Genomic DNA, 11,911 nt, shown 5'->3' with positions numbered 1-11,911 from the left:
CTCCTTTGTATTAAAATTTTCTATCTAAATAATTTTGTAAAATCAGCTGAGCTGCTAACTTATCAATGACTTTCTTGCGCTTATTGCGACTAATATCTGCTTGTTCAATCAACATGCGCTCTGCGGCAACTGTTGTCAAGCGTTCATCTTGATAGTCTACTGGTAAACCAAAAAGCTCTTCTAGCTTTGCTCCGTAGGCTTGACTAGCTTCCACGCGCGGTCCGCTTGTATTGTTCATGTTTTTAGGCAAGCCCACTACAAATCGTTCCACCTTGTAAGTATCAACCAACTCCTTAACGCGGTCAAAACCAAATTGACCTTGCTCCTCATTGATTTGGATGATTTCAAGTCCTTGAGCTGTAAAACCAAGCGGATCGCTAATGGCTACCCCTACCGTTTTTGAACCGACGTCCAATCCCATAATTCTCATAGGTTATAGATCGACTCCTTGTCCTTTAAGGTAGTAGCGGACCAATTCTTCAACGATTTCATCGCGCTCATACTTACGGATTTGATTTCGTGCATTATTATAACGAGGAACGTAGGCAGGGTCTCCACTCAATACGTAACCTACGATTTGGTTAATCGGGTTATAACCCTTATCGTTCAACGAAGCATAAACATCAGTCAGAGTTTCGCTAATTTCTTTTTTATTGGAATCGTCCAATTTAAAACGTACTGTTTCTTCAGTAAATCCCATTCTAACACCCTCTTTCCTTAGAATAGTACCATTATAGCATAATTCCTTACGTTCTACAATTCAGGTAGTCTATTTATTTGGATTTTCTATTGTTCTGTCGCGCCATTTGCCAATCTGTCTGAAATATATTTGCTTGGTTCATTCTTCAAGAGATTTTCTAAACCAATGTTCTTCAAATATTCTAACTGAGAAGCCTTCTTGACATCCAAAACTTGAAAATCAAAACTAGTCGTTGTTTGAAGTTCGGTTGCACTCAATAGTTTAGTTTCAAGCTTAAATCCTGCTAATTTACGAGCTTCTATGATAGCCTCATCCTTCTCCTCTGCCTCCAGAAGAGCTTTTTGAGTTTCTTCCACTCCATGTTGGTCGATATAAGTCTTCAACTCATCAGAAACTGGACGTTTTTGTTGAATCGTTAAGCTCAAAAAAGTCTTGTCCTTGTATGTAATGGTTTGGGTTTGCTGGCTGCCATCATCTGACTTGGGCAAGACCAAAGTCTTGGTCACAACTGTATTCTTCTCGGCATTTTCAATAACTGGCAATGCCGACTGAAGCGTATCCTTTTCTGTTTTTGTAGCTGGTCCAGTTTCTTTTTTCTGTCCGCAACCAACTAGGACAAAAAGGAAAGCTAGACTAACAAGAACTATTTTTTTCATCTCTTTCTTCTTTCTTTTTGAAATTAAAATAGAATAAGACTGGGAGTTGCTCCCAGCCTTGATGTTTATAGAGCTGCACGCAAACGTGCTTCTGCATTTTCTACATTACGGACAGAGCGTGGTAGGAAGGCACGAATATCGTCTTCCTTATAGCCAACTTGCAGGCGTTTTTCATCTACAAGGATTGGGCTCTTTAAAATTCTCGGTGTTTCCATAATCAGATTGAGGACTTCGTTGACACTCAAATCTTCGATATCCACTCCAAGGGCTTTGGCATAGCGATTTTTAGATGAAACGATGCTGGCTATTCCGTTATCTGTTTTGGTTAGAATATCCAGTAATTCTTCTCTCGTAATTCCTTCTTTACCAAGATTTTGTTCTTTATAACTTAACTGGTGGGCATTGAGCCAGGTTTTTGCTTTTTTACAGCTAGTACAACTTGAGACTGTATAAATTTTAATCATGTACCTACCCCTTTCGCTACATGTTACTATCAGTTTAGTCTATTATACCATAAAAAACATCCGACTTGCGACCTATTTTTAAATTTTTTTAACTTTTTTCGTCATTTTCGTACTTTTTTCTTGACAAAATGAAATTTACAGCCATTCTTTATATTTCTTGATATAGATTTTTTTCACAATTGTCACGCTAATCATATACAAAATAATGATGAAAAGCAAAAAGATGAAATAAATCGGTTTTAATGGAGTTAGATGAAGTAGGATTGCGAGTGGACTGTAGGGAAGGAAGGTCACAAAGGCTGCAGCCAATAAGGTTGTCACAAGGACTAGCCAAGCTGGACGACTTTGTAAAAAGGGAATTTTGGCTGAACGCAGCATATGGATAACCATGGTCTGTGACCACATGGACTCGATAAACCAACCTGTCTGAAACAAGACAATAAATCCTACGGCAGACTCTGCCCCATGAACATAAGCTTGACCTGTTGTCATGGGTACAATGATAAAATAAAGCAAAATAAAGGTCAAAATATCAAAGGCAGAAGAGATAGGTCCCATCCAAATCATGAAACGTGTGATGGACTTAGCTTCCCAGGTATGCGGATTTCTCAAAAAATCTTTATCCACCTTGTCAAAAGGCAAGGCAATACAAGACAAATCATAGACTAGATTTAGGATAATCAAATGGACTGGTGCCATTGGTAAAAATGGTAAAAAGATTCCAGAGACCAATAGGGATAAGATATTCCCAAAATTAGAACTCACTGTCATTTTGATATATTTAGTCATATTGGCATAGACCTTACGCCCTTCAACAAGTCCTTTTTCCAGCACCATGAGATCCTTATCAAGTAGGATAACATCAGCTGTTTCTTTGGCAATATCTACTGCTGTATCAACAGAAATCCCCACATCTGCAACTTTCATAGAAGGAGCGTCATTGATTCCATCCCCCATATAGCCAACAGCATGACCATTAGCCTTAAATTGCAAAATAATCCTTGCTTTTTGGTCAGGAGAAAGTTTGGCAAAGACTGTTACCTCCTCCACGGCTTGAGCCAATTCTTGATTACTCATCTGATCAATTTCAGATCCTAACAGCATCTGATTGATATCCAAACCAACCTTTTCACAGACTGCTTGGGTAACTTTCTCGTTGTCTCCCGTCAAAATCTTTGTTTGAACCCCATGTTCTAACAGAGCCTTAATTGCTGGTGCTGCAGATGGTTTAGGAGGATCTAGGAAGGCTAAATAACCAGTTAGAATCATATCCCCTTCATCATCAACTGTATAGGCATGTCCTTCCCTCAAACCTGACTTATAGGCTACTCCCAAGACACGCAAACCTTGTTGATTTAGTTGTCTGACTTCTGCTAAAATTTCTTCTCTAATAACATCTGTCAAGGGAGTAATCACTCCTTGGTATTCCGCATGACTGGAAATCGTCAACATTTCCTCTAGGGCACCCTTGGTTACCAAACTAACAACTTCGTGTTCATCCTTAACGATAACACTCATCCGTCTACGTTCAAAATCAAAAGGTAATTCATCTATTTTTTGAAAAGTTTGAGCCAGATTTTGTAAGAGGGTGTGTTCTTTGGCTTCCTTTTCAGTCCGTTTGATGATGGCTCTGTCCATCAAATTTTTCAAGCCCGTTTGAAAATAAGAATTGAGATAAGCTCGTCTCAAGACGGTCAAATCCAAGCGTCCGTGGAGGTCCAAGGGATATTCAAGGACAATTTCGTCTTGGGTTAGAGTTCCTGTCTTATCTGTACACAAAATATCAATCGCCCCTAAGTCCTGTATGGCATTGAGTTTCTTGATAACCACTTTTTCCTTGGCCATAATGATGGAGCCTTTTGCTAGACTGGCCGTGATAATCATAGGAAGCATCTCAGGTGTCAATCCAACACCAACACTCAAAGCAAATACGCCAGCTTCCAGCCAGTCACCATCTGTTAAACCATTGGACAAGAAAACGATGGGCACCATGACCAGCATCAAACGAATCAAGAGCCACGAAATACTATTCATCTCCCGCTCAAACGAAGTAGGCTCGTCATAGGTGTTCAAAGTCTGCTCAATGGCCCCCATCATGGTATCATCACCAACTGCTAAAACCACGGCCTTGGCACTACCAGACAAGACATTGGTTCCCATAAAGGCGAGCGCTTCTGCTTCTAGCAGACTATCAGATTGTTGAACTGTTGCCTTGGTCAAGGCCAATTTTTCAACTGATTCACTTTCACCTGTCAAGCCCGACTGTTGTACAAAGAAATCGCGCGACTCAAATAAAAGAAGATCTGCTGGAATCATGTCTCCAGCGCTTAATTTAACCACGTCACCCACTACCAAATCATCGATAGGTACTTCTTGGATTTCTCCTTGACGAATGACAGTCGCTGTGTTGACAATCATTTTTGATAGATTGGTCGCAGCCTTATCACTACGGAGTTCTTGGACAAAGCGTATGCCACCAGAAATGAGGACTAGGACAACGATGATAATGGAAGTTGTCGGATCTTCTTGACCTGGTTTTGCCAACCAGACATTGGTCACCAAGGAAATCACGGCGATGACCAGTAAGATGATTGTAAAAGGATTGATAATGGATTCGTAAATCTTTTTGAGAATACTGTCTTCTTGACCCTTTGTGATGGTATTTTCGCCATATAGGTCACGATTTTTCTCCACCTGCTCCTCAGTCAAGCCTGTTAGACTTGTCTTATAAAAAGATAGAGTTTCGTTTAAAGCTGTATGAATAGCTGTTGCTAATCTTTCTTTTGTAGTTTTCATTGGTTTCTCCTATCTGTATGAATGATGTGTTTCATACACAGAGACCAATCACTTTATAAGGGCAGAACGACACAAATCAGCGATTGGCTGTGTATGTGCGGTTCCGGATGATCGTCAATTTGCATCGTCTATCTCCTTTCTTTGATTTAAACAGTAGAAAATCCCACCATAAAATGGCAGGATTAAAAAACTGATTATCTGTTTTTCGTTCAAGCTTTAACTCCATAGGGCAATGTAATGAGCTTAGTCTTGGCCTTCGCGACCAGGACTGTTGACCAACGAGTAGTGTCTCCACTGCTTTGCGGTAGTCATCCGTATCCCTATGGTAGCCTCACCTACCGTTTTCGTTTTTCAGTATAAACCTTTAAAATTTAAAAGTCAATCATTTGAGTTGTTTAACTCTTAGATAACTATCAACTCTTTTGGAGCTAGGGTCAACAATTCACAACCTGTCTCTGTAATCAGGATATCATCCTCAATACGAACGCCATATTTGCCTTCGATGTAGATACCTGGTTCATCGGTTAAGGCCATACCTGCCTTAATAGTTTCTGTAGAAGTCTGGCTAAAGTATGGTTCTTCATGGATATCCAGCCCAATACCGTGTCCGATACCGTGAGTAAAGTAGTCGCCATAGCCTGCCTCGATGATAATATCACGAGGAATTTTGTCAAAGTCTCGGAAACCTAATCCTGCCTTAGCCTGGTCAATCAAGGCTTGGTTGGCTTTCAAAACCGTATTGTAAATCTCCGCCTGCTCATCGCTGACATGCCCTAGATAGATAGTCCGTGTCATATCACTGACATAGTGGTCATAAAGGCAACCGAAGTCCATTGTAATGGCTTCTCCTAGATCCACTGGTTTGTGCATTGGATGTGCATGGGGCTTAGAAGAGTTGATTCCGCTAGCTAAGATAATGTCAAAAGACAAGCCAGATGCTCCCAACTCACGCATGCGGAAGTCAAGGAAGTTGGCAATCTCAATTTCAGTCTTTCCTGGCTTAATAAAGTCAAGCGCATCGCGGAAAGCTTGGTCTGAGATAGAACAAGCCTTGCGAATAGCTGCAATCTCAGCTTCATCCTTAATCATTCGAAGACCTTCAACAAACTGAGTTTGTGGAAGCAAGTCAATTCCTTCAAAGGCTACCTGCATACGGTGATAATAAGAGACCGAAATCTCATCCTCAAAACCGATTTGAGACAAGCCCATGTCCTTAACAATGCCTGCAATGACAGCCAATTCATCACGGTCAGCTACAATCTCAAAACCACTGGTTTCTTGCTTGGCTGCAATGATATAGCGAGAATCCGTCACCAAGACCTGACGGTCACGGCTGATGAAGACTGTTCCGTTTGAACCCCAAAAACCAGTCAAATAATAGACGTTTTTGAGGTTATTGATGATGATGCCATCTAGTTCTTTTTCTTGCATTTTAGCTAGAAATGCTTGTACGCGTTTATTCATGATGTAACTTTCCTTTCAAATAATGTCCTGTGTAGCTAGCTTCGTTGGCAGCTACTTCTTCTGGAGTTCCTGTTGCGATAATGGTTCCACCACCGACTCCGCCCTCAGGTCCCAAATCAATGATATGGTCTGCCGTCTTGATAACATCTAGATTGTGCTCGATGACGAGGACTGTATTGCCATCATCTACAAAGCGAGCTAAAACCTTAAGCAAGCGAGCGATATCCTCGGTATGAAGACCTGTCGTCGGCTCATCCAGAATGTAGAAAGATTTTCCTGTCGATCGTTTGTGGAGTTCACTAGCCAGCTTCATACGCTGGGCTTCTCCCCCAGAAAGGGTGGTAGCTGGTTGCCCTAGCGTCACATAGCCCAGTCCCACATCCTTGATGGTCTGAAGTTTACGTTGAATCTTTGGAATATGTTGGAAGAATTCCACTGCATCGTTGACGGTCATATCCAAGACCTGCGAGATATTTTTTTCCTTGTAATGAACTTCTAGGGTTTCACTATTGTAGCGGGTTCCGTGGCAGACTTCACAAGCCACATAAACATCTGGCAAGAAGTGCATCTCAATCTTGATGATCCCGTCACCTGAGCAGGCTTCGCAACGACCACCCTTGACGTTAAAACTGAAGCGCCCCTTCTTGTAACCACGAATCTTGGCTTCGTTTGTTTGAGCAAAAAGGTCACGTATATCGTCAAAGACACCTGTATAGGTAGCTGGGTTGGACCTCGGCGTCCGTCCGATAGGGCTCTGGTCAATATCAATCAAGCGGTCGACATGCTCAATCCCTGTAATAGTCTTAAATTTACCTGGTTTGTCTGAATTGCGGTTGAGCTTCTGGGCAATAGCTTTTTTGAGAATGCTGTTGATTAGGGTCGACTTGCCTGAGCCAGATACCCCTGTAACGGCGATGAATTTTCCTAGTGGAAAGCGAGCTGTGACATTTTGCAGGTTGTTCTCACGCGCTCCTGTCACCTCGATAAAACGACCATTTCCGACACGTCGCTCTTCTGGTACTGGAATGGCACGTTTTCCTGACAAGTACTGGCCTGTGATAGACTTGCTGTTGCGAGCCACCTGTTTGGGCGTACCTGCAGCAACAATCTCCCCACCAAAAACACCGGCACCAGGACCAACGTCAATCAGATAATCAGCTTCGCGCATAGTATCTTCATCATGTTCCACCACGATGAGAGTATTACCCAAATCACGCATCTTTTTGAGACTGGCAATCAAACGGTCATTATCCCTCTGGTGAAGACCGATTGACGGCTCATCTAGAATATAAAGAACACCTGATAGGTTAGAACCAATCTGGGTTGCCAAACGAATACGCTGACTTTCCCCACCTGAAAGGGTTCCTGCTGAACGAGACAGGGTCAGATAGTTAAGCCCCACGTTATTGAGGAAAGTCAAACGATCCTTGATTTCCTTGAGAATAGGCCGAGCAATAATGGCTTCATTTTCAGATAGAGTCAACTTGCTTACCAAGTCCAAGTGGTCCGCGATAGACAGGTCTGAAATTTCTCCGATATGTGGCCCTTGCTCGCCACCCACACGGACAGACAAGGCCTGGTCATTGAGGCGATAGCCGTGACAGGTTCCGCAGGTCAGTTCATTCATGTAGAGGCGCATCTGAGTGCGAGTATAATCGCTGTTTGTCTCGTGATAGCGACGCTTGATATTATTGACAACTCCCTCAAAAGGAATGTCGATATCGCGCACGCCACCAAATTCATTCTCATAGTGGAAATGGAATTCCTTGCCATCTGAGCCGTAGAGAATCAAGTTCTTATCTTCTTCTGACAAGTCTTCAAAAGGCTTATCCATATCCACTCCAAAAGCTGTCATAGCCTGCTCTAGCATGTTTGGATAGTAATTGGATGAGATAGGATTCCAAGGGGCCAAGGCTCCCTCACGTAAGGTTTTGCTGGCATCTGGCACTACCAAATCAGTATCCACTTCCAGCTTGATGCCCAAACCGTCACATTCACTACAAGAGCCAAAAGGAGCATTGAAAGAGAAGAGACGAGGCTCTAACTCTGGAACAGTAAATCCACAAACTGGGCAGGCATAATGCTCAGAGAACAACAACTCAGAGTCGTCCATGGTGTCGATAATGACATAACCTTCTGCAATACGAAGGGCAGCCTCAATGGAATCAAAGAGACGACTACGGATACCCTCCTTGATAACAATACGGTCAACCACGACATCAATATTGTGTTGCTTGCTCTTAGACAACTCTGGCACTTCGGTCACATCATAGACTTCCCCATCCACACGGACACGGACATAACCGTCTTTCTGAACCTTCTCAATAACACTCTTATGTTGGCCTTTTTTCTTGCGGATGACCGGAGCTAAAACTTGCAGGCGCTGGCGTTCAGGTAACTCCAAAACCTTATCCACGATTTGCTCCACCGAAGAAGCCTTGATAGCCCCATGCCCGTTGATACAGTAAGGCGTCCCCACACGTGCGTAGAGGAGACGCAGATAGTCATTGATTTCAGTCGTTGTTCCTACGGTCGAGCGAGGATTTTTACTAGTCGTTTTCTGGTCGATGGAAATAGCTGGGCTGAGACCATCAATAGCATCTACATCGGGCTTCTCCATATTCCCCAAGAATTGACGAGCGTAGGCTGACAAACTCTCCACATAGCGACGTTGACCCTCCGCATAGAGGGTATCAAAAGCCAGACTGGATTTCCCTGAACCTGACAAGCCGGTTACGACAACCAACTTGTCTCGCGGAATCTCCACATCAATATTTTTTAAATTATGGGCACGCGCCCCATGAATGACAATTTTATCTTGCATCTTTGTTCTTTCTAGTCCATTATTGCTTACCATTATACCAAAAAAAGTGAGATTCTATTACCCAAAAGGCTGAATTTGTAGTATAATCAAGAACTGCTTGTTTTATGTTTCTTTAGAGCTTCCTAACCCTTATATCACGCGCTTTTTAATAAAAATTACTAACATTACTATTTACTACTTGCTCCCCTAAAGTACGCAAAAAGGGGAGCAAAAAAGCCCTCGAAAGGGCTAGGATTTGATGAGTTCAGCAGGCAAGAAACTAGCACGGTCAAACGTGCTTTTTTTATTGCTAGTTGCTGATAGGTATATTATACCATGAAGCGCGTGGTTTATAAGATTATGACCTCACAAAAGCCCCCAGATTCGTTTCTGAGAGCTTCTAGTTTATCCATGGTGTTTTAGTTGTCCAGTACGAAACCAAGTGAAATAGGGGCGAATATGAAGCCTACGCCTATATTTGCCAACATTTACGCTTCTAATTCTTGTAGTAAGGTTAAATCTAAACCATCAAGGTCAACATCTATTTCAAAATCCATGTTTAAATCTATCTCCATACCCTCTAATTGGATATTCTCCAAATCAATCAAAAAATCTTCAATCATGTCATTCCCCCCCTCACTTAAATCTCAACATTTCTCAACAAAACACCACAAACGCCTACTTATATGCTTCTAGCTCTCCGTTCTGGTGGCTTCTCGCAAAGTTTAAGACGGCTATCTGTTTGTATCGGTGGTAGCTAGTGGAGCTAGTACCTGCCATCTCTACGCATTCACTCATTGTTTTCTTCCTCATGTAGCAATAATGGATAATAAAGTATTTTCTGGCTCGTTTGTTCTCTATACTGTTGATGTCTTGGGCGAATATCTCCAATCCCTCACGGATTGCTTTTTCATGCTCACCGCTCAAATTCCACTGATCAGGTAAGACAAGTTCCCAAGCCTCTTCATCTATTGTAACTTGGTTTTCACTCCCTGCCATCCTCTGGAATCTCAGAAAGTAAGTCAGCCCTGTGCTGGCTTTTTTTTGCATTTTCTCGGCGTTCGCTCGGAGTTCAACACACATAACCCTGCCATTTGTCAGGCATATTTACTGCCACTACCTAACCAAAATCTCACCTTTTCTAACCCTCGGTAAACCTCTCTACCTTGTGGTTATATCACTAGAAAAAAAGCCCTGTACCTTTGTAAAACCTTAGTATTTTAAAATACACAACCTTATACTAATCTTATACTTTTTATATATGCTACCTAACCAAAACCTTACCATTTTTTGGAATGCTTACCGCACCATTTTTTTGGAACGCTCTACTTACTTAAATCCTTGATATATCTAGCTTTTTTAACATTCAAACCGTCTAATATGTAGTATTTGTTCGTTTTGTAAATTGCACACTACTTCATATTGTCTCACAATCTCGAACCATTCAGCCAAAATCTATCCCCTTTTTCAATATACTTCAAAAACTTCTTATAGTGCTTATGATACCTGTCACGTTTCATATACCTTGGTCTTTCAGGGAAACCATCAAACATATATCCACCACGTCTAGGACTCCACCCTGGTTCTACCTTTCTGGCTTCTTTTAGTGCAAGCTCCCAGTAGTATTGGCAATCTGTTTTACTACGGTTCAGGGTGTGCTTGTGGATATCTAGACAAGTACCGCAACTAAAATACAAATACCGTTTATAAAGCAATCTGCACCGTCTCCCACAATCAGGGCAAAGAAAGAAATATCGATTACCTCCCTTAGTTCCTGCCATTCTGTCTAATTCAAATGACTCTCCACCAAAATCAATCATTAAATTATCCAAATCAATCTCTAAACGTTGACCGTCCAACTCAGCTATACCCTTAGTTATTCCTCTCAGCTTCATTGGTTTAGTGATTGTTTCTATTGCTAACCGCTTCATTATTTCCCCCTATATGGAAAAAACCAAAACTATTGACTTGTTAACAAAAAGGGGATTGCTCCCCTGTGTTCTACTTCAAATGCTCTGTATAACCAGCAAGTCCTTTATATTCGCCCTCTACGTCCAACTTTTGGAGTAGGCTAATACTTTCATCGCCTAGCTTTTCCAACGTACCAAAAGCAGTCATAGAGTCCATAGGGATAGGCGTATCAGAAAGCAAGCGATCAGCATAGTCTAATAGTTCCAGCTCGTAGTCTGTTACTTTCTCCAGCAAACTTTCAAAGTCCTCTGACTCTTTGAGTTGAAGCACGCGCTCCCGTTTATAACGTTCCTCAAATGCTTCAGCCTCTTCTGGTTGTTTATGGTAGTCTTTAAAGCTATCACAAATACGCTTGAAAGTCTTGTTTAGCTTGTGATCTTCCACATACTCAGCGACAAGCGTTCCCTTATCCTTGTAGGTCAATGAGATTACAGGCTGGCAATATGTTCCAGTCATATATCCCAGTAGCGCGTGACCTGCTACTTGAGCGGTCGCCTGATCACAAAAATAGTAAGTGAAAGTGAATGTTTTTGCTTTATCTGAAAATGTTTTTAATGTCATGTTGTTTTTCCTCTTTCTGCTTTAAGGGTGTCACTAGTAGTTACACCATTGCAAGGGGGTCGGTACTATCTACCCCATTTTGTTATCTGTATAATACTAGCAAACCAGCAATCGCACCCATACCATCACTATCTCCTACGGTTGCGGTTGAATGTTTTACATCAATTACCTGCACGGTCGCCATAAAATCATTTACTTCCTGTTCAAAATTTTCTAGTGATTGTTGCCATTTGTAATAAAAAAATAGTTTAATTTTCATGTTTTTTACTCCTTTTGTACTTAATTGATTTTTCTGTCCCCTTTTTTATACGCTTCTTACAAATTTTATACACTTGTTTTTAAAAGTGTATAAAAAATAAAGTCAGTAATGCCAAGGGTTTTGCTATTGTTTTATACACTTTATACGCTTTATACATTAAAATAAAAACATATATAGGGATAATAGGGACCCCATTTTTAAAACATAATATAAGGAAATTTTTTTATTTCCGTGTTT

The 11,911-nt window shown here is 41.5% G+C and carries 12 protein-coding genes and 1 riboswitch; all 12 genes read right to left on the bottom strand.

Annotation, left to right across the window (positions count from 1 at the left end; translation table 11 throughout):
- Window positions 1-10: 10 nt before the first annotated feature.
- Entirely contained in the window at window positions 11-430 is a 420-nt protein-coding gene (gene ruvX / locus NMM17_RS00495; protein ID WP_004239076.1) for a Holliday junction resolvase RuvX, read from the bottom strand.
- A 3-nt stretch (window positions 431-433) separates the two neighbouring features.
- Window positions 434-700 (bottom strand): IreB family regulatory phosphoprotein, encoded by a 267-nt coding sequence (locus NMM17_RS00490; protein WP_000507059.1) that lies wholly within the window; start codon window positions 698-700, stop codon window positions 434-436.
- A gap of 86 nt (window positions 701-786) precedes the next feature.
- Window positions 787-1,356, bottom strand: a complete 570-nt coding sequence (locus NMM17_RS00485; protein WP_000725139.1) for an SP0191 family lipoprotein — start codon at window positions 1,354-1,356, stop codon at window positions 787-789.
- Between the two features lie 65 nt (window positions 1,357-1,421).
- On the bottom strand, window positions 1,422-1,820 hold the full coding sequence (spx, locus tag NMM17_RS00480) for a transcriptional regulator Spx (protein ID WP_000591165.1): 399 nt from the start codon (window positions 1,818-1,820) through the stop codon (window positions 1,422-1,424).
- A 135-nt stretch (window positions 1,821-1,955) separates the two neighbouring features.
- Window positions 1,956-4,616 (bottom strand): magnesium-translocating P-type ATPase, encoded by a 2,661-nt coding sequence (gene mgtA / locus NMM17_RS00475; protein WP_000858848.1) that lies wholly within the window; start codon window positions 4,614-4,616, stop codon window positions 1,956-1,958.
- Between the two features lie 194 nt (window positions 4,617-4,810).
- Window positions 4,811-4,961: riboswitch (M-box (ykoK) riboswitch) on the bottom strand.
- A 57-nt stretch (window positions 4,962-5,018) separates the two neighbouring features.
- The gene (locus tag NMM17_RS00470) at window positions 5,019-6,080 is read right to left on the bottom strand and encodes a Xaa-Pro peptidase family protein (protein WP_254753639.1); all 1,062 of its coding nucleotides are present in this window, start codon (window positions 6,078-6,080) and stop codon (window positions 5,019-5,021) included.
- Window positions 6,073-8,904, bottom strand: a complete 2,832-nt coding sequence (gene uvrA, locus NMM17_RS00465) for an excinuclease ABC subunit UvrA (RefSeq protein ID WP_001152885.1) — start codon at window positions 8,902-8,904, stop codon at window positions 6,073-6,075. The genes NMM17_RS00470 and uvrA overlap by 8 nt, the downstream gene beginning before the upstream one ends.
- Before the next feature lie 467 nt (window positions 8,905-9,371).
- Complete coding sequence (locus tag NMM17_RS09615; protein ID WP_000568699.1) at window positions 9,372-9,506, bottom strand: hypothetical protein; 135 nt, start codon at window positions 9,504-9,506, stop codon at window positions 9,372-9,374.
- A 55-nt stretch (window positions 9,507-9,561) separates the two neighbouring features.
- Window positions 9,562-9,933 carry a hypothetical protein gene (locus tag NMM17_RS00460; RefSeq protein ID WP_029690049.1) on the bottom strand — a complete coding sequence of 124 codons (372 nt, stop codon included), beginning with the start codon at window positions 9,931-9,933 and terminating at the stop codon, window positions 9,562-9,564.
- A 377-nt stretch (window positions 9,934-10,310) separates the two neighbouring features.
- Window positions 10,311-10,814, bottom strand: coding sequence for a hypothetical protein (locus NMM17_RS00455; protein WP_000824785.1), 504 nt, complete (start codon window positions 10,812-10,814; stop codon window positions 10,311-10,313).
- 70 nt (window positions 10,815-10,884) lie between these two features.
- Complete coding sequence (locus NMM17_RS00450; RefSeq protein WP_000173123.1) at window positions 10,885-11,415, bottom strand: hypothetical protein; 531 nt, start codon at window positions 11,413-11,415, stop codon at window positions 10,885-10,887.
- A gap of 82 nt (window positions 11,416-11,497) precedes the next feature.
- The gene (locus NMM17_RS00445; protein ID WP_000694570.1) at window positions 11,498-11,674 is read right to left on the bottom strand and encodes a hypothetical protein; all 177 of its coding nucleotides are present in this window, start codon (window positions 11,672-11,674) and stop codon (window positions 11,498-11,500) included.
- Window positions 11,675-11,911: the final 237 nt, after the last annotated feature.

The organism is Streptococcus sp. CF7_Ac1-12, assembly GCF_024295905.1.
Taxonomy (GTDB): domain Bacteria; phylum Bacillota; class Bacilli; order Lactobacillales; family Streptococcaceae; genus Streptococcus; species Streptococcus mitis_AP.
Note: the sequence above shows the minus strand (reverse complement) of the source record. Positions and strands in the feature narration are given on the sequence as shown.